This is a genomic window from Streptococcus sp. 11-4097 (assembly GCF_018215285.2).
Classification (GTDB): Bacteria; Bacillota; Bacilli; order Lactobacillales; family Streptococcaceae; genus Streptococcus.
Genome location: NZ_CP185262.1, coordinates 833,767 through 851,618 on the forward strand (window position 1 = coordinate 833,767; position 17,852 = coordinate 851,618).

17 protein-coding genes and 1 pseudogene are annotated in these 17,852 nt (G+C 43.1%); 17 read left to right on the plus strand and 1 reads right to left on the minus strand.

Annotated features, from left to right (window positions below):
- The first annotated feature begins 3 nt into the window (after window positions 1-3).
- The 7 genes from KB197_RS04180 (at window position 4) to KB197_RS04210 (ending at window position 5,896) form a co-directional block, all read left to right on the plus strand.
- Window positions 4-882: a phosphate ABC transporter substrate-binding protein PstS family protein gene (locus tag KB197_RS04180; protein WP_004259857.1), complete on the plus strand. Its 879-nt coding sequence runs from the start codon at window positions 4-6 to the stop codon at window positions 880-882.
- On the plus strand, window positions 882-1,799 hold the full coding sequence (pstC, locus tag KB197_RS04185; protein ID WP_001070903.1) for a phosphate ABC transporter permease subunit PstC: 918 nt from the start codon (window positions 882-884) through the stop codon (window positions 1,797-1,799). Before KB197_RS04180 ends, pstC begins: the two co-directional genes overlap by 1 nt.
- Window positions 1,789-2,673: a phosphate ABC transporter permease PstA gene (gene pstA, locus KB197_RS04190; RefSeq protein WP_000543046.1), complete on the plus strand. Its 885-nt coding sequence runs from the start codon at window positions 1,789-1,791 to the stop codon at window positions 2,671-2,673. Before pstC ends, pstA begins: the two co-directional genes overlap by 11 nt.
- A 10-nt stretch (window positions 2,674-2,683) precedes the next feature.
- On the plus strand, window positions 2,684-3,487 hold the full coding sequence (gene pstB, locus KB197_RS04195; RefSeq protein WP_064276499.1) for a phosphate ABC transporter ATP-binding protein PstB: 804 nt from the start codon (window positions 2,684-2,686) through the stop codon (window positions 3,485-3,487).
- Between the two features lie 12 nt (window positions 3,488-3,499).
- Window positions 3,500-4,258, plus strand: coding sequence for a phosphate ABC transporter ATP-binding protein PstB (pstB, locus tag KB197_RS04200; protein WP_000133484.1), 759 nt, complete (start codon window positions 3,500-3,502; stop codon window positions 4,256-4,258).
- Between the two features lie 11 nt (window positions 4,259-4,269).
- Complete coding sequence (gene phoU / locus KB197_RS04205; protein WP_000946458.1) at window positions 4,270-4,923, plus strand: phosphate signaling complex protein PhoU; 654 nt, start codon at window positions 4,270-4,272, stop codon at window positions 4,921-4,923.
- Window positions 4,924-5,080: 157 nt separating this feature from the next.
- Window positions 5,081-5,896: an ABC transporter substrate-binding protein gene (locus tag KB197_RS04210; protein WP_000837375.1), complete on the plus strand. Its 816-nt coding sequence runs from the start codon at window positions 5,081-5,083 to the stop codon at window positions 5,894-5,896.
- Window positions 5,897-6,021: 125 nt separating this feature from the next.
- On the opposite strand, the gene KB197_RS04215 is transcribed toward KB197_RS04210, so the two are convergent.
- Entirely contained in the window at window positions 6,022-7,293 is a 1,272-nt protein-coding gene (locus tag KB197_RS04215; RefSeq protein ID WP_000744843.1) for a PLP-dependent aminotransferase family protein, read from the minus strand.
- Window positions 7,294-7,572: 279 nt separating this feature from the next.
- Here KB197_RS04215 and budA point away from each other — a divergent pair, with 279 nt between their 5' ends.
- The 10 genes and pseudogenes from budA (at window position 7,573) to alaS (ending at window position 17,826) form a co-directional block, all read left to right on the plus strand.
- A complete protein-coding gene (budA, locus tag KB197_RS04220) occupies window positions 7,573-8,304 on the plus strand; it encodes an acetolactate decarboxylase (RefSeq protein ID WP_000360315.1) in 732 nt (243 codons plus the stop codon).
- 9 nt (window positions 8,305-8,313) lie between these two features.
- Window positions 8,314-9,066 carry a YhfC family glutamic-type intramembrane protease gene (locus KB197_RS04225; protein ID WP_212573942.1) on the plus strand — a complete coding sequence of 251 codons (753 nt, stop codon included), beginning with the start codon at window positions 8,314-8,316 and terminating at the stop codon, window positions 9,064-9,066.
- Window positions 9,067-9,179: 113 nt separating this feature from the next.
- On the plus strand, window positions 9,180-10,085 hold the full coding sequence (murB, locus tag KB197_RS04230; protein ID WP_212573943.1) for a UDP-N-acetylmuramate dehydrogenase: 906 nt from the start codon (window positions 9,180-9,182) through the stop codon (window positions 10,083-10,085).
- A 159-nt stretch (window positions 10,086-10,244) separates the two neighbouring features.
- Entirely contained in the window at window positions 10,245-11,402 is a 1,158-nt protein-coding gene (locus tag KB197_RS04235) for an ABC transporter ATP-binding protein (RefSeq protein WP_000742900.1), read from the plus strand.
- Window positions 11,383-12,189 (plus strand): ABC transporter permease, encoded by an 807-nt coding sequence (locus KB197_RS04240; RefSeq protein WP_004258194.1) that lies wholly within the window; start codon window positions 11,383-11,385, stop codon window positions 12,187-12,189. The genes KB197_RS04235 and KB197_RS04240 overlap by 20 nt, the downstream gene beginning before the upstream one ends.
- Window positions 12,186-12,959 carry an ABC transporter permease gene (locus KB197_RS04245; RefSeq protein ID WP_000712740.1) on the plus strand — a complete coding sequence of 258 codons (774 nt, stop codon included), beginning with the start codon at window positions 12,186-12,188 and terminating at the stop codon, window positions 12,957-12,959. The genes KB197_RS04240 and KB197_RS04245 overlap by 4 nt, the downstream gene beginning before the upstream one ends.
- Complete coding sequence (locus tag KB197_RS04250; RefSeq protein WP_212573944.1) at window positions 12,956-14,026, plus strand: ABC transporter substrate-binding protein; 1,071 nt, start codon at window positions 12,956-12,958, stop codon at window positions 14,024-14,026. The genes KB197_RS04245 and KB197_RS04250 overlap by 4 nt, the downstream gene beginning before the upstream one ends.
- 150 nt (window positions 14,027-14,176) lie before the next feature.
- Complete coding sequence (locus KB197_RS04255; protein WP_033683376.1) at window positions 14,177-14,428, plus strand: hypothetical protein; 252 nt, start codon at window positions 14,177-14,179, stop codon at window positions 14,426-14,428.
- 273 nt (window positions 14,429-14,701) lie between these two features.
- A pseudogene (locus KB197_RS04260) lies at window positions 14,702-15,186 on the plus strand (LURP-one-related/scramblase family protein).
- Between the two features lie 21 nt (window positions 15,187-15,207).
- Complete coding sequence (gene alaS / locus KB197_RS04265) at window positions 15,208-17,826, plus strand: alanine--tRNA ligase (RefSeq protein ID WP_212573945.1); 2,619 nt, start codon at window positions 15,208-15,210, stop codon at window positions 17,824-17,826.
- The last annotated feature ends 26 nt before the right edge of the window (window positions 17,827-17,852 follow it).

Below are 17,852 nucleotides of genomic sequence, written 5' to 3' on the forward strand. Positions count from 1 at the left end.
ACAGTGAAAAAAAGGAAAAAACTCGCTCTATCCCTTGCAGCTCTTTTGCTGGCAGGTTCTTTGGCGGGATGTGCTAGCTGGATTGATCGTGGGGAATCCATGACAGCTGTTGGCTCAACGGCTCTTCAGCCCTTGGTCGAAGCAGCAGCAGATGAATTTGGCTCTATGCACGTTGGAAAAACAGTCAACGTCCAAGGTGGAGGATCTGGTACAGGTTTGTCTCAGGTTCAGTCTGGAGCCGTTGATGTAGGAAATTCAGACGTATTTGCCGAGGAAAAAGACGGTATCAACGCATCCGCTCTAGTGGACCATAAGGTAGCCGTAGCGGGCTTGGCAGTCATTGTAAACAAGGAAGTTGATGTTGAAAATCTGACAACTGAACAACTCCGTAGTATCTTCACAGGTCAAGTGACCAACTGGAAAGAAGTCGGTGGGAAAGACCTAGCCATTTCCATTATCAACCGAGCGGCAAGTTCTGGTTCGCGTGCAACCTTTGATAGTGTTATCATGGATGGTCAATCTGCCGTGCAGAGTCAAGAACAGGATTCAAATGGGATGGTCAAAAACATTGTTTCCCAGACACCAGGAGCTATTTCTTACCTAGCCTTTGCCTATGTGGATGACTCGGTTAAACGCATGAAGTTGAATGGCTATGAGCCGATTGCTGAAAATGTTACAACCAATAACTGGCCTTTGTGGTCTTATGAACACATGTACACCCTAGGTCAACCAAATGAATTGGTGGCAGAATTTCTCAACTTTGTCCTCTCTGATGAAGCGCAAAGTGGAATCGTTAAGGGAATGGGCTATATTTCTGTTAAGGAAATGAAGGTTGAAAAAGATGCTGTAGGAACGGTGACAGCACTAGAAGGGAGTCACTAATGAATCAAGAAGAATTAGCTAAAAAATTACTTTCTCCCTCAAAGAACTCTCGTCTAGAGAAACTAGGAAAAGGCTTGACCTTTGCCTGTCTTTCTTTGATAGTCATCATTGTGGCCATGATTTTGATTTTCGTAGCCCAAAAAGGTTTGTCGACCTTCTTTGTAAATGGGGTTAATATCTTTGATTTCCTCTTTGGTCAAACTTGGAATCCTTCAGGGAAACAATTTGGTGCGCTTCCCATGATTTTGGGTTCCTTTATTGTCACAATCCTATCAGCCCTTATCGCAACTCCTTTTGCCATTGGTGCTGCAGTCTTTATGACTGAAGTCTCACCAAAAGGTGCTAGAATCTTGCAACCAGCCATTGAATTGCTAGTCGGGATTCCTTCAGTCGTATATGGATTTATCGGTTTACAGGTTGTAGTTCCCTTTGTCCGCAGTGTCTTTGGTGGAACTGGTTTTGGAATCTTGTCAGGGATTTTCGTTCTCTTTGTCATGATTTTACCGACGGTAACCTTTATGACAACTGATAGCTTACGTGCGGTGCCTCGTCACTACCGAGAAGCCAGTTTGGCTATGGGGGCTACTCGTTGGCAAACCATCTGGCGCGTGACCTTGAAGGCAGCGCGTTCAGGTATTTTTACAGCAGTGGTCTTTGGGATGGCGCGTGCCTTTGGTGAGGCCTTGGCCATTCAGATGGTCGTCGGAAACTCAGCCGTTGTCCCAACTTCATTGACAACACCTGCTGCAACCTTGACCTCTGTCTTGACCATGGGTATCGGAAATACCGTTATGGGAACTGTTGACAATAACGTTCTCTGGTCACTAGCCTTAGTCTTGCTTTTGATGAGTTTGGCCTTCAACAGTGTGATTAAATTGATTACGAAAGAAAGAGGAAAGAAAAACTATGCACGCTAAGAAATTAGATAAAATTGCAACAGCTGTCCTCTACTCGATTGCAGGAATTATTGTTGCCATCTTGGCATCCTTGATTCTTTATATCTTGGTTCGTGGTTTGCCCCACATCTCTTGGTCTTTCTTGACTGGCAAATCATCTTCTTACCAAGCAGGCGGAGGGATTGGAATTCAGCTCTATAATTCCTTCTTCCTTCTGGTTATTACCTTGATTATTTCTGTGCCCTTGTCTATGGGAGCTGGGATTTTCCTAGCTGAATATGCTAAAAAAGGTCCTGTGACCAATTTTGTCAGAACCTGTATTGAAATCTTGTCTTCACTCCCATCTGTGGTTGTAGGTCTCTTTGGTTACTTGATCTTTGTAGTTCAGTTTGAGTATGGATTTTCAATCATTTCAGGTGCCTTGGCCTTGACAGTCTTTAACTTACCTCAGATGACTCGTAATGTTGAAGACAGCTTGAAACACGTTCACCATACGCAACGTGAGGCTGGTCTGGCCCTTGGGATTTCTCGTTGGGAGACAGTTGTCCATGTGGTCATTCCAGAAGCTCTTCCAGGTATTGTGACTGGGGTCGTCTTAGCTTCTGGTCGTATCTTTGGTGAGGCTGCGGCTCTTATCTATACAGCAGGACAATCCGCTCCAGCCCTTGACTGGTCTAACTGGAATATTCTCAGTGTGACCAGTCCAATCTCTATCTTCCGTCAAGCAGAAACCTTGGCTGTCCACATCTGGAAAGTCAATAGTGAAGGAACCATTCCAGATGGAACCATCGTATCAGCAGGTTCTGCGGCCGTGCTACTCATCTTTATTCTCATCTTTAACTTTGGAGCTCGTAAACTCGGAAGTTACCTACATAAGAAATTAACCGCTGCCTAAAGGAGAAGCCATGTCAAAATATAATTGGGATGAAAAGCATATCATCACCTTTCCTGAAGAGAAAGTGGCCCTCTCTACTAAGGATTTACATGTTTACTACGGTAAAAATGAATCCATCAAGGGCATCGATATGCAATTTGAAAAAAATAAAATTACTGCCTTAATTGGCCCTTCTGGTTCAGGGAAATCAACCTACCTCCGCAGTCTCAACCGTATGAATGATACCATTGATATTGCCAAGGTAACAGGTCAAATCCTCTACCAAGGGATTGATGTTAACCGTCCAGAAATTAATGTTTATGAGATGCGTAAGCACATTGGAATGGTCTTCCAACGCCCAAATCCCTTTGCCAAGTCTATCTACCGCAACATCACTTTTGCCCATGAACGTGCAGGAGTTAAGAACAAACAAGTCTTGGATGAAATTGTAGAAACCTCTCTTCGTCAGGCTGCCCTTTGGGATCAGGTCAAAGACGATTTGCACAAGTCAGCCTTGACCCTATCAGGTGGTCAGCAGCAACGTCTTTGTATCGCTCGTGCTATTTCTGTTAAACCAGATATTCTCTTGATGGATGAACCAGCGTCAGCCTTGGATCCGATTGCGACAGCCCAGCTGGAAGAAACCATGCTGGAGTTGAAGAAGGATTTTACCATCATCATCGTGACCCACAGTATGCAGCAGGCTGCGCGTGCTAGTGACTACACAGGATTTTTCTACTTGGGTGACTTGATCGAGTACGATAAGACCTCTAATATTTTCCAAAATGCCAAACTACAGTCAACCAATGACTACGTAACAGGACACTTTGGATAGAAAGGAAACAGTATGACAGAAGCGATTTTACAGGTGTCGGACCTGTCCGTTTACTACAATCAAAAAAAGGCCTTGAATAGTGTTTCCCTATCTTTCCAACCTAAGGAAATTACAGCCTTGATCGGTCCATCTGGATCAGGGAAATCAACCCTCCTCAAGGCTATCAACCGCATGGGGGATCTTAATCCAGAGGTAACCACAACTGGTTCAGTGGTATATAATGGCCACAACATCTATAGTCCTCGTACAGATACAGTTGAATTGCGGAAGGAAATCGGTATGGTTTTCCAACAACCAAACCCCTTCCCTATGTCTATATACGAAAATGTTGTTTACGGGCTTCGTATTAATGGAGTTAAGGACAAGCAGGTTCTGGATGAAGCGGTAGAAAAAGCCTTGCAACGAGCCTCTATCTGGGATGAGGTCAAGGATCGCCTGCATGATTCAGCTATCGGGCTTTCAGGCGGACAACAGCAACGTGTCTGTGTTGCCCGTGTTTTGGCAACTAGTCCTAAAATCATTCTCTTGGATGAACCGACTTCAGCTTTGGACCCTATCTCGGCTGGTAAGATTGAAGAAACCTTGTATGGTCTAAAAGATAAATATACCATGCTCTTGGTTACACGTTCCATGCAACAAGCCTCTCGTATCTCTGACAAGACAGGATTTTTCCTAGATGGAGATTTAATCGAGTTTAACGATACCAAGAAGATGTTCCTCAACCCACAACATAAGGAAACAGAAGACTATATTTCAGGAAAATTTGGATAAGGAGATAAATGATGTTACGTTCTCAATTTGAAGAAGATTTAGAGAAATTGCACAACCAGTTCTATGCCATGGGACAGGAAGTGCTATCTCAAATCAATCGTACAGTGCGTGCCTTTGTTACGCATGACCGTGATTTGGCCAAGGAAGTCATCGAAGACGATGCAGAAGTAAACGAATACGAAGTGAAATTGGAAAAGAAATCATTTGAAATGATTGCCCTTCAACAACCCGTTTCTCAGGACTTGCGTACTGTTTTGACAGTCTTGAAGGCTGTATCTGACTTGGAACGTATGGGTGACCATGCCGTTTCCATTGCCAAGGCGGCAATTCGTATGAAGGGGGAGCAACGCATCCCAGCTGTTGAAGAAGAAATAAAGAGAATGGGTCGCGATGTCAAGAACTTCGTCGAAGCAGCTCTTGAACTCTATCTCAATGGTTCAGTGGATCAGGCCTATGAAGTAGCAGCCATGGATGAAAAAATCAACCATTACTTTGATAGCATTCGTGACTTGGCTACAGAAGAAATCAAGAAAAATCCTGATGCCATTGTTACAGGTCGTGATTATTTCCAAGTGATTGCCTTCTTGGAACGTATTGGAGACTATGCCAAGAATATCTGTGAATGGGTTGTTTACTTTGAAACAGGTAAGATTGTCGAACTATAAAATAGAGTCATTCTGTATAAAAAGGAGCTTGAAATCAATAGATAGCTCCTTTTTTGAATGAAAAAAATATTTTTAAGATAAAAATTCAAAAAAACACTTGACAAGCAACTTGGATAGAGTTATAATTATACAAAATTAACAGAGAGGTCGTTTATTTATGAAATCGAAAAAATGGATATTTGTTTTATGTAGCTTTCTTGCAAGTTTCTTCTTAGTGGCTTGCCAGTCGGGTTCTAATGGTTCTCAGTCAGCTGTTGAGGCCATTAAGCAAAAGGGGAAATTAGTTGTGGCGACTAGTCCTGACTATGCACCTTTTGAATTCCAATCCTTAGTTGACGGGAAAAATCAGGTAGTCGGTGCGGATATTGATATGGCCCAAGCTATCGCTGATGAACTTGGGGTGAAATTGGAAATCTCAAGCATGAGTTTTGACAATGTTTTGACCAGTCTTCAAACTGGGAAGGCTGACCTAGCAGTTGCAGGAATTAGTGCTACTGATGAGAGAAAAGAAGTCTTTGATTTTTCAATCCCTTACTATGAAAACAAGATTAGTTTCTTGGTTCGTAAGTCTGATGTAGAAAAATACAAGGATTTAACTAGCCTTGAAAGTGCTAATATTGCAGCCCAAAAAGGGACTGTTCCAGAAGCTATGGTCAAGGAACAATTGCCAAAAGCTCAATTGACTTCCCTAACCAATATGGGTGAAGCTGTCAATGAATTGCAGGCTGGAAAAGTAGATGCTGTTCACATGGATGAGCCTGTTGCCCTTAGCTATGCTGCTAAAAACGCCGACTTAGCTGTCGCAACTGTCAGCTTGAAGATGAAGGACGGCGAAGCTAATGCAGTTGCCCTTAGAAAAAATAGTGCTGATTTAAAAGAAGTGGTGGACAAGGTCATCCAAAAACTCAAGGATGACGGTACCTACCAAAAATATCTTGAAAAAGCGGCAACCTTAACAGAAGTTGAAGAATAATACTCAATGAAAATCAAAGAGCAAACTAGGAAGCTAGCCGCAAGCTGTACTTGAGTACGGTAAGGCGACGCTGACGTGGTTTGAAGAGATTTTCGAAGAGTATAAGAAAAAAGCAGAGTTGGAAGTCAATCCAATTCTGCTTTTAAATAGTCTAAAACATTTTCCAGATTGTCTAAGGACACCTTGGCAAATTGATAAGGACAGGTGCTTAAATAGGCCTCTTCAAAGAAGTCTAAGCCCAGTTGACTGTGTTTGAGACTGGCGATTTTAGGATACTGTCTGAGATCAAGTAATAAACCATCGTGTAGGGGAAAGTGAGGAAGGGGACAAGGAGTGTTATCTAGTCTTTCCTCGATTTGTTTTTGGTAGTCTTCCTGATTGGATAAGCGAGCTAGCCGATTTTTCTCAAATAATTGACTGTCAATATAGAGTGACAGGGCCTTTTGCATGATGAGGTTGCTGTCGTAGTCTAGGATATTTTTGTAGGCCACAAAGGCTTCCTTGATAGCATTTGGAAGGATGAGTGCTGTTATCCGCAGGGCTGGAAAGAGGCTGGTTGAGAAGGACTTTATGTAAATGACGCGCTTCTCTGTATCCTGATAGTGGAAGGTCTGGCCCTTCTTGGAGTCCAAATCCCCCAGATAGTCGTCCTCTACGATATAGACACCATACTTGGCAGCTAAGTCAAGAATAGCTCGTTTGTCCTGCTCTGAATAGGAATGTCCCAGAGGATAGTGAAATCGAGGAATGGTATAGAAAAACTTAATTTTTCCTGTTTTGAAGTGACCTTCCAGCTCCTCCAAGTCAATCCCATCAATGCCTCGTTCAATCGTTTGATAGTCCAATCCCTGAGCAATCAAGAGGCGATTCATCCGATGGTAGGTCGGCTGTTCCACCAAGATTTCCTTGGCTTGACTAGGAAAGGAAATTTGAGAAAGGATAAAAAGGGCTTGTTGGGTTCCAGAAGTCAGTACCAGTTGGTCAGCCTTGCAGTAGAGGGCTTGGTCAAAGAGGAGTTTATGAATGGATTGTCTTAAGTCTTCTAATCCTTCTTGGTTGTCATAGTAGTTGAAGAGGTAGTTTTCCCGGCCAATCAAGGTTTCATTGACACAGAGTCGGAAATCGTCATAGGCACTGGCATGTTCGTCAGTGACTTCGATTTCTAGATCCTGGTGTTGCCCTTGTTCTAGGACATAGTAGCCACTCTGGGGCTTGGCATAGAGGTATTGTTCGTGCCGTAATTCCAGAAGGGCTCTCTGAATGGTGTCCTTGCTACAATGAAAGTCAAGGCTCAGTTGACGGATAGAAGGCAGTCGGCTACCCGTTGGAAAGCGTCCAGACTCGATACTATTTTTTAGATAAGCTACGACCTCTTGGTACTTGCTTTGTTTCTTCATTCCAGACCTCCCTTGATTTTGTTACATTGTACCCTTTTTTTTCTTTCTTGGCAATGTCTAGGGTGTTTCTCTCGTTCACATCTAGGGGCAAATGTGGTATACTTAGGAGTAACATTTATAGAATAATACTCTTCGAAAATCTCTTCAAACCACGTCAGCTTCGCCTTGCCGTATATATGTAGTTCTATCTACAACTTCAAAGCAGTGCTTTGAGCAACCTGCGGCTCGCTTCCTAGTTTGCTTTTTGATTTTCATTGAGTATAACAGACAAGAAAGTGAATGGATAAGAACGTGCAGGAACCAGTGAAATTATTTCAATACAATACCCTTGGAGCCTTGATGGCTGGCCTTTATGGTGGTACCATGACAGTAGGAGAATTGCTAGAGCATGGTGACCTTGGTTTGGGAACCTTGGATTCCATTGATGGGGAATTGATTGTCTTGGATGGCAAGGCTTATCAGGCCAAAGGATCAGGAGAGCAACCAGAAATTGTAGAAGTATCACCAGATGCTCTCATTCCTTATGCAGCAGTAGTACCGCATCAAGCAGAGGTCATTTTCCGCCAGCGGTTTGAGATGACAGACAAGGAATTGGAAGAGCGAATCGAGTCTTATTATGACGGGGAAAATCTTTTCCGCTCTATCAAGATTCGTGGGGAATTTTCACATATGCATGTGCGTATGATTCCCAAGTCGACACCAGAGACCAAGTTTGCTGATGTCGCAACCCATCAACCTGAATATCGTCGTGACAATGTGGTGGGAACCATCGTTGGTTTCTGGACGCCAGAGATTTTCCATGGAGTTAGTGTGGCAGGCTACCATCTGCACTTCATCTCAGATGACTTGACCTTCGGTGGGCATGTCATGGACTTTGTCATCAAGGAAGGGATTATCGAGGTGGGAGCGGTTGACCAGTTGGACCAACGTTTTCCAGTCCAAGATCGTCAATACTTGTTTGCTAAGTTCAATGTTGACGAGATGAAAAAAGATATTGAAAAGGCGGAATAGGAGAAGAAAATGACCATTCATATCATTATTACCATGTTGCTGTTGCTGGCTTTCTTGATAGGAAGCATTTGGTATGCCAAAAAGAAACACCAGATTAATCTAGCTGTCTTGGGCTTGGGGGCTGTTGCCTTCTTTGTCTCTTCACAGATTTTAGAAAAACTGGTGCATATCTTGGTTTTACATCCTCAAAAAGACGGTAGTATTGCCCTCTTGCGAGACCATCCGCTTGTCTATATCATCTATGGCCTAGCTATGGCAGCATTTTTTGAGGAAACTGCTCGTCTTATTTTCTTCAAATGGTTGGAGAAAAAGAGAAATTTGGAAAAGGCAGACGCTTTGGCCTATGGACTGGGGCATGGTGGCTTGGAATTAATTTTCCTAGGTCTTACTAGTTTGATCAATCTCTACATTGTTCTCTCAGCAGTTCAAACGCAAAATCCACAGGTTATGCAATTGCTGTCTGAAAATATGTTGAAAACTATCCAGTCGCTATCTGTCTGGCAGATTTATTTGCTTGGTTTTGAACGAATCTTGGCGCTAGGCTTCCAATTACTCTTGACTGTTTGGGTTTACCAAGCTGTTCGCCAGAAGAAATGGATTTATCTCCTAGTGGCCTATGGACTACATGCCTTCTTTGACCTGGCACCATCTCTTGCCCAAGTTGGCTGGCTGACAAATCCAGTCTTGGTTGAAGTTGTCCTAGCACTTGAACTTGTTCTAGTCGCCTATGGAACCAAGGCAATCTTTTGTAAAAAATCATAAGAAAAAGGGGGAAACCTCTTTTTTTGTTTAAAATAAGCCCAAGATTTTTTTAGGGTCGTCAAATGGTCTTAAAAATGGTATAATGGAATGAATTTTGTAAAAGGAAGAGTGTCATGTCAGTAAAAGAAAAAATGCTTGAAATCTTAGAAGGGATTGATATCCGTTTTAAAGAACCCTTGCATAGCTATAGTTATACAAAAGTAGGTGGAGAGGCCGATTATTTGGTCTTTCCACGAAATCGTTTTGAGTTGGCGCGCGTTGTCAAATTTGCCAATCAAGAAAATATCCCTTGGATGGTGCTGGGAAATGCTAGCAACATCATTGTTCGTGATGGTGGGATTCGTGGATTTGTTATCTTGTGTGACAAGCTCAATCATGTTTCCGTTGATGGCTATACCATCGAAGCTGAGGCTGGTGCTAACTTGATTGAAACAACTCGCATTGCCCTCCGTCATAGTTTGACTGGTTTTGAGTTTGCTTGTGGTATTCCTGGAAGTGTCGGTGGTGCTGTCTTTATGAATGCGGGTGCCTATGGTGGCGAGATTGCCCACATCTTACAGTCTTGTAAAATTTTGACCAAGGATGGAGAAATCGAGACCCTATCTGTCAAGGACTTGGCTTTTGGTTACCGCCATTCAGCCATTCAGGAGTCTGGTGCAGTTGTCTTATCAGCTAAATTTGCCCTAGCCCCAGGAAGCCATCCGGTTATCAAGCAAGAAATGGATCGCTTGACGCATCTACGTGAACTCAAGCAACCTTTAGAATATCCATCTTGTGGTTCGGTCTTTAAGCGTCCAGTAGGGCATTTTGCAGGTCAGTTAATTTCTGAAGCTGGCTTGAAAGGCTATCGTATTGGTGGAGTAGAAGTCTCAGAAAAACACGCAGGTTTTATGATCAATGTCGCTGATGGAACGGCTAAAGACTACGAAGACTTGATTGAGTCTGTGATTGAAAAAGTCAAGGAACACTCTGGCGTTACTCTTGAGAGAGAAGTTCGTATCTTGGGTGAAAGCAAGTAGGAAGCTGTAGTTGAAAAGCTGCTGCTATGTCATGGAAAGGGGGTGAAAGCCTATCGTCAGTGCAGAAGAATGTAGGCAGTTCAATCTCCTACGCGAGGTAGTAGCGGCCTGACAGAGCCCTGATCTGTTAATCTATGAAAAAGAAGGAATAAATGACAATTGAAAAAACCAATTATTGAATTCAAAAACGTCTCTAAAGTTTTTGAAGACAGCAACACCAAGGTTCTCAAAGATATCAACTTTGAGTTGGAAGAAGGGAAGTTCTATACTCTTCTAGGCGCGTCTGGTTCAGGGAAATCAACTATCCTTAACATCATTGCAGGTTTACTGGATGCGACGACAGGAGATATTTTGCTGGATGGTGTCCGTATCAATGACATCCCAACCAACAAGCGAGATGTGCATACGGTCTTCCAATCCTATGCCTTGTTTCCACATATGAATGTGTTTGAAAATGTTGCTTTTCCACTTCGCTTGCGTAAAATTGACAAGAAAGAAATCGAGCAGCGCGTAGCGGAAGTTCTCAAGATGGTTCAGTTGGAAGGTTACGAAAAACGTTCCATCCGTAAACTCTCTGGAGGACAACGTCAGCGTGTGGCTATTGCCCGTGCCATCATCAACCAACCCCGTGTGGTTTTGTTGGACGAGCCTTTGTCAGCGTTGGACTTGAAATTAAGAACAGATATGCAGTATGAGCTGCGTGAACTGCAACAACGATTGGGAATCACCTTTGTTTTTGTTACTCACGATCAGGAAGAAGCTTTGGCTATGAGTGACTGGATTTTTGTCATGAATGATGGCGAGATTGTCCAGTCTGGAACGCCAGTGGACATCTACGATGAGCCAATTAACCACTTTGTTGCCACCTTTATCGGTGAGTCAAATATCTTGCCAGGAACCATGATTGAGGACTACTTGGTTGAGTTTAACGGCAAACGCTTTGAAGCGGTCGATGGTGGGATGAAGCCGAATGAACCTGTCGAGGTCGTGATTCGTCCAGAGGACTTGCGTATTACCCTTCCTGAAGAAGGCAAGCTCCAAGTTAAGGTCGATACCCAGCTTTTCCGTGGGGTGCACTATGAAATTATCGCCTATGACGAACTTGGGAATGAATGGATGATCCACTCAACCCGTAAGGCCATCGTGGGTGAGGAAATCGGTCTGGACTTTGAACCAGAAGACATCCATATCATGCGTCTCAACGAAACTGAAGAAGAGTTCGATGCTCGTATCGAAGAATACGTAGAAATTGAAGAGCAAGAAGCAGGTCTGATCAATGCAATCGAGGAGGAAAGAGATGAAGAAAACAAGCTCTAAACTCTTTGTAGTGCCCTACATGCTTTGGATTGCCCTCTTTGTCCTGGCACCCTTGGTCTTGATTTTCGGACAATCCTTTTTCAACATCGAAGGCCAGTTCAGTATAGAAAATTATAAATCTTACTTTGCTTCACAAAACTTGACCTACCTCAAAATGAGCTTTAACTCCGTGCTTTATGCAGGAATTGTGACCTTTGTGACCCTCCTTATCAGCTATCCAACAGCCCTCTTTTTGACCCGTCTCAAGCACCGTCAACTCTGGCTCATGTTAATCATTCTGCCGACATGGATTAACCTGCTCCTCAAGGCCTATGCCTTTATCGGGATTTTTGGTCAAAATGGCTCTATTAACCAATTTTTGGAATTTATCGGAATTGGTTCGCAGCAGTTGCTCTTTACCGATTTCTCCTTTATCTTTGTCGCAAGCTACATCGAGCTTCCCTTTATGATTTTGCCGATTTTCAATGTCTTGGATGATATGGATAACAACCTCATCAATGCCAGCTACGATCTCGGTGCGACCAAGTGGGAGACCTTCCGTCATGTCATCTTCCCTCTATCGATGAATGGAGTGAGAAGTGGGGTCCAATCGGTCTTTATCCCAAGTTTGAGTCTCTTCATGCTGACCCGTTTGATTGGTGGAAACCGCGTTATCACTCTTGGTACAGCTATTGAGCAGAACTTCCTGACTAATGACAACTACGGTATGGGATCAACCATCGGTGTGATTCTTATCCTGACCATGTTCATCACCATGTGGGTGACCAAGGAAAGGAGAGAACGATGAAAAAATTTGCCAACCTTTATCTGGGACTGGTCTTTCTTGTCCTCTACCTGCCCATTTTTTACCTGATTGGCTATGCCTTTAATGCAGGCAACGACATGAATAGCTTTACAGGCTTCAGCCTGAGCCATTTTAAAACTATGTTTGGCGATGGTCGTCTCATGTTGATTGTGACTCAGACCTTTTTCTTGGCCTTTCTGTCAGCCTTGATAGCGACCATTATCGGGACTTTTGGAGCTATTTATATCTACCAGTCTCGTAAGAAATACCAAGAAGCCTTTCTATCACTCAATAATATCCTCATGGTTGCGCCTGACGTTATGATTGGTGCCAGCTTCTTGATTCTCTTTACCCAACTCAAGTTTTCACTTGGCTTTTTGACCGTTCTATCTAGTCACGTAGCCTTCTCCATTCCTATCGTGGTCTTGATGGTCTTGCCTCGACTCAAGGAAATGAACGGTGACATGATTCATGCGGCCTATGACCTTGGTGCCAGTCAATTTCAGATGTTCAAGGAAATTATGCTTCCTTACCTGACTCCGTCTATCATTGCAGGTTATTTCATGGCCTTCACCTATTCTCTAGATGACTTTGCCGTGACCTTCTTTGTAACGGGAAATGGCTTTTCAACCCTATCAGTCGAGATTTACTCTCGTGCTCGCAAGGGGATTTCCTTAGAAATCAATGCCCTGTCTGCCCTTGTCTTTCTCTTTAGTATTATCCTAGTTGTTGGATATTACTTTATCTCACGTGAGAAGGAGGAGCAAGCATGAAAAAACTCTATTCATTTTTAGCAGGAATTGTAGCGATTATCCTCGTCTTATGGGGAATTGCGACGCATCTAGACAGTAAAATCAATAGCCGAGATAGTCAAAAACTGGTTATCTATAACTGGGGTGACTATATCGATCCAGAACTCTTGGAGAAATTCACAGAAGAAACAGGAATCCAAGTACAGTACGAGACCTTTGATTCCAACGAAGCCATGTACACCAAGATTAAGCAGGGTGGAACGACCTACGATATTGCCATTCCTAGTGAATACATGATTAATAAGATGAAGGACGAAGACCTCTTGGTACCTCTTGACTATTCAAAACTTGAAGGTCTTGAAAATATCGGACCAGAGTTCCTCAACCAGTCCTTTGACCCAGGCAATAAATTCTCCATCCCTTACTTCTGGGGAACTTTGGGAATTGTTTATAATGAAACCATGGTCGATCAAGCACCTGAGCATTGGGATGACCTTTGGAAGCCAGAGTATAAGAACTCTATCATGCTATTTGATGGGGCGCGTGAGGTACTGGGACTGGGACTCAATTCCCTCGGCTATAGCCTTAACTCCAAGGATTCCCAGCAGTTGGAAGAGACAGTGGATAAGCTCTACAAGTTGACTCCAAATATCAAGGCCATCGTTGCCGACGAGATGAAGGGCTACATGATTCAGAACAACGCTGCTATCGGCGTGACCTTCTCTGGTGAAGCCAGCCAAATGCTAGAAAAAAATGAAAATCTACGCTATGTGGTACCGACAGAGGCCAGCAACCTTTGGTTTGACAATATGGTCATTCCCAAAACAGTCAAAAACCAAGACGCAGCCTATGCCTTTATCAATTTTATGTTGAAACCCGAAAATGCTCTAAAAAATGCGGAGTATGTCGGCTATTCAACACCAAATCTACCAGCTAAGGAACTGCTCCCAGAGGAGAAAAAAGAAGACAAGGCCTTCTATCCTGATGCTGAAACCATGAAACATCTAGAAGTTTATGAGAAATTTGACCATAAATGGACAGGAAAATATAGCGACCTCTTCCTACAGTTTAAAATGTATCGGAAGTAGGAATAGAATGTAAGAAAACGAATCAGTCAAGCTGGTTCGTTTTTTTATGTAAAAGGAAATTTTTATAACGGTATCTTTTTCTATGATAGTTGCTTATTTGCCTGTCTAGTAGTATACTAAGTTTAACCTTACAGAAAGCGGTAACTAATAATGAAAATGTCTACTTTTTTCAAAAAAAGTTATTGGCCAACATTAATGATTGTTAACCAAACATATATACTATTCTATCTAAAGGATGGTTTGGATCGACAATACCTAACAACTGATTCCATATATTTGGTGATAGGAAACTTTATATTTTGGAATATTTTCGTAGCTATTTTTAGCAATTCGAAAATGTGGGATAAAAGTTGGGATAAAAAGAGTGATAGCAGTAAGAAAAAATATATCCTGAAAAAGTAAGAAGAGATGTAGGGAATGGGTTATTTAAATGGGGATCATTTCCAGTTGACGCAAGCTTAAAAAAACGATATAATAAGGAAGTTGAGAATTGATTTTCAATCATCTTAGTCCAGAGAAATGGCGGTGCTGCGAGCCATCTAAGCTAGGAAATCATGCTACTCAATTTAACAATTGCATAAGAATAAGAGAATGACAAGTTCATTGAATGAAGGTGGTACCGCGGTTTTTCGCCCTTCGTGATATGAGCTTGTCTTTTGATTTTTGGAGGTGTTGATGAAAACATTTCTTGTCAAACAAAAGTTTCGTCTTGGAGGCGAACGCTTCGCTATCAAGGATGACAGGGGAGAAATCGCCTATCAGGTAGAGGGATCATTTTTTAAAATTCCCAAAACCTTTACTATCTATGATGCATTTGGTAACCAAGTCAGTGAGATTAGTAAAGAGATTTGGACTCTACTTCCTCGTTTTGAGATTCAGTTTCAGGACGGATCGAGTTTTGTCATTCGTAAGAAGTTGACCTTCTGGCGAGATAAGTATGAGTTTGATAATCTGGGGCTTCGTATCGAGGGCAATATCTGGGATTTGAATTTCAAATTGCTGGATGATCGCGATCAGCTGATTGCGGAAATCAAGAAAGAACTCTTCCATCTGACCTCTACCTATAATGTAACGGTCCTTGAGGACGCTTTGCAGACCTAGTCATTTCCCTCTGTGTCGCGATTGACTATGTGGAAATGCTGGAAAGCCAATCACATTAAACAAGTAAATAAGGAGACAATATGAAACAACTATCTAGTGCACAAGTACGCCAAATGTGGCTTGATTTCTGGGCGACCAAAGGTCACTCAGTAGAACCATCAGTGAGCTTGGTTCCTGTAAATGACCCTACACTTTTGTGGATCAACTCTGGGGTAGCAACCCTTAAGAAATACTTTGATGGGACAATTATCCCTGAAAATCCACGTATTACCAATGCCCAAAAGGCTATCCGTACCAACGACATCGAAAACGTAGGGAAGACAGCACGTCACCATACTATGTTTGAAATGTTGGGGAACTTCTCTATCGGTGATTACTTCCGTGACGAAGCGATCACTTGGGCTTATGAGCTTTTGACAAGCCCTGAGTGGTTTGACTTCCCAGCTGAGAAACTTTACATGACCTACTATCCAGATGATAAAGATTCTTATAACCGCTGGATTGAAGTAGGAGTGGATCCAAGTCACTTGATTCCTATTGAGGACAACTTCTGGGAAATCGGTGCAGGACCTTCTGGACCGGATACAGAGATTTTCTTTGACCGTGGAGAAGCATTTGACCCAGAAAATATCGGTCTTCGTTTGCTTGCAGAAGATATTGAAAACGACCGTTACATCGAAATCTGGAACATCGTTTTGTCACAATTTAACGCAGACCCTGCTGTTCCTCGTAGTGAGTACAAGGAATTGCCACATAAGAACATTGATACGGGCGCTGGTTTGGAGCGTTTAGTAGCGGTGATCCAAGGGGCTAAGACAAACTTTGAAACAGACCTCTTCATGCCGATTATCCGTGAAGTGGAGAAATTGTCTGGTAAGGTTTATGACCAAGATGGCGACAACATGAGCTTTAAAGTCATCGCTGACCACATCCGTTCCCTTTCATTTGCCATCGGTGATGGTGCCCTTCCAGGAAATGAAGGTCGTGGTTATGTCCTTCGTCGTCTTCTCCGTCGTGCTTCTATGCATGGTCAAAAATTGGGTATCAACGAGCCTTTCCTTTACAAACTCGTTCCAACCGTTGGAAAAATCATGGAAAGCTACTACCCAGAAGTGCTTGAGAAACGTGACTTTATCGAAAAAATCGTTAAGAGCGAAGAAGAGTCATTTGCGCGTACCCTTCACTCAGGTCAACACTTTGCCCAAGGCATTGTAGCAGACTTGAAAGAAAAAGGTCAATCTGTCATCGCTGGTTCAGATGTCTTCAAACTTTATGACACTTATGGATTCCCAGTTGAATTGACTGAAGAAATCGCTGAAGAAGCTGGTATGACTGTAGACCGTGAAGGTTTTGAAGCAGCCATGAAAGAACAGCAAGAGCGCGCGCGTGCCTCAGCTGTCAAGGGTGGCTCAATGGGTATGCAAAATGAAACCCTTCAAAACATCACTGTAGAAAGTGTCTTCAACTACAATGCTAGCCAATTGTCTTCTAAATTGGTAGCTATCGTGGCTGACAATGCAGAAGTAGAAGCTGTATCAGAAGGAACTGCCTCTCTTATCTTTGCGGAAACGCCATTCTACGCTGAAATGGGTGGACAGGTCGCTGACCACGGACAAATCTTGGATGAGTCAGGTAAGGTTGTGGCTACTGTGACAAATGTTCAAAAAGCTCCGAACGGACAAGCTCTTCACACTGTTGACGTCCTTGCACCGCTTGCCTTGAACCAAGAATATACCTTGGCAATCGATACTAATCGTCGTCACCGTGTCATGAAAAACCATACAGCGACTCACTTGCTTCACGCTGCCCTTCACAATATCCTTGGAAACCACGCGACACAAGCAGGATCTCTTAACGAAGTTGAATTCCTTCGTTTTGACTTTACCCATTTCCAAGCAGTAACCGCTGAAGAATTGCGTGCGATTGAACAGCAAGTCAACGAGAAAATTTGGGAAGCTCTTGAAGTTAAGACAGTTGAAACGGATATTGACACTGCCAAGGAAATGGGAGCTATGGCCCTCTTTGGTGAGAAATACGGTAAGGAAGTTCGTGTTGTTACTATCGGTGACTACTCTATCGAGCTTTGTGGTGGTACCCACGTTGGCAATACTTCTGAGATCGGTCTCTTCAAGATTGTCAAAGAAGAAGGTATCGGATCAGGAACTCGTCGTATCTTGGCAGTGACTGGTAAGGAAGCCTTTGAAGCTTACCGTGACCAAGAAGATGTACTGAAAGCAGTCGCAGCAACCTTGAAAGCCCCTCAACTCAAGGAAGTACCTCACAAGGTTGAAGGACTTCAAGAGCAACTCCGTCAATTGCAAAAAGAAAATGCCGAATTGAAGGAAAAAGCGGCAGCAGCGGCAGCAGGCGATGTCTTCAAGAATGTTCAAGAAGCAAACGGCCACCGTTACATTGCCAGCCAAGTTTCAGTATCAGATGCAGGTGCCCTTCGTACCTTTGCGGACAACTGGAAACAAAAAGACTACTCTGACTTGCTTGTCCTAGTTGCCGCTATCGGTGACAAAGTCAATGTCCTTGTCGCAAGCAAGACAAAAGACCTTCATGCAGGAAACCTTGTCAAAGAATTGTCTCCAATTGTTGATGGACGTGGTGGTGGTAAACCAGACATGGCCATGGCAGGAGGAAGCAACCAAGCGAAAATCCAAGACTTGTTGGATGCAGTAGCAGGTAAATTGTAATCAAGTAAAGATCTATCCATTTGGGT

Excerpts from the sequence above, each read along its gene's own strand:
- pstC (WP_001070903.1), top strand. The coding sequence starts at position 882 with ATGAATCAAGAAGAATTAGCTAAAAAATTACTTTCTCCCTCAAAGAAC.
- pstA (WP_000543046.1), top strand. The coding sequence starts at position 1,789 with ATGCACGCTAAGAAATTAGATAAAATTGCAACAGCTGTCCTCTACTCG.
- pstB (WP_064276499.1), top strand. The coding sequence starts at position 2,684 with ATGTCAAAATATAATTGGGATGAAAAGCATATCATCACCTTTCCTGAA.
- pstB (WP_000133484.1), top strand. The coding sequence starts at position 3,500 with ATGACAGAAGCGATTTTACAGGTGTCGGACCTGTCCGTTTACTACAAT.
- phoU (WP_000946458.1), top strand. The coding sequence starts at position 4,270 with ATGTTACGTTCTCAATTTGAAGAAGATTTAGAGAAATTGCACAACCAG.
- KB197_RS04210 (WP_000837375.1), top strand. The coding sequence starts at position 5,081 with ATGAAATCGAAAAAATGGATATTTGTTTTATGTAGCTTTCTTGCAAGT.
- KB197_RS04215 (WP_000744843.1), bottom strand. The coding sequence starts at position 7,293 with ATGAAGAAACAAAGCAAGTACCAAGAGGTCGTAGCTTATCTAAAAAAT.
- budA (WP_000360315.1), top strand. The coding sequence starts at position 7,573 with ATGGATAAGAACGTGCAGGAACCAGTGAAATTATTTCAATACAATACC.
- KB197_RS04225 (WP_212573942.1), top strand. The coding sequence starts at position 8,314 with ATGACCATTCATATCATTATTACCATGTTGCTGTTGCTGGCTTTCTTG.
- murB (WP_212573943.1), top strand. The coding sequence starts at position 9,180 with ATGTCAGTAAAAGAAAAAATGCTTGAAATCTTAGAAGGGATTGATATC.
- KB197_RS04240 (WP_004258194.1), top strand. The coding sequence starts at position 11,383 with ATGAAGAAAACAAGCTCTAAACTCTTTGTAGTGCCCTACATGCTTTGG.
- KB197_RS04245 (WP_000712740.1), top strand. The coding sequence starts at position 12,186 with ATGAAAAAATTTGCCAACCTTTATCTGGGACTGGTCTTTCTTGTCCTC.
- KB197_RS04250 (WP_212573944.1), top strand. The coding sequence starts at position 12,956 with ATGAAAAAACTCTATTCATTTTTAGCAGGAATTGTAGCGATTATCCTC.
- KB197_RS04255 (WP_033683376.1), top strand. The coding sequence starts at position 14,177 with ATGAAAATGTCTACTTTTTTCAAAAAAAGTTATTGGCCAACATTAATG.
- alaS (WP_212573945.1), top strand. The coding sequence starts at position 15,208 with ATGAAACAACTATCTAGTGCACAAGTACGCCAAATGTGGCTTGATTTC.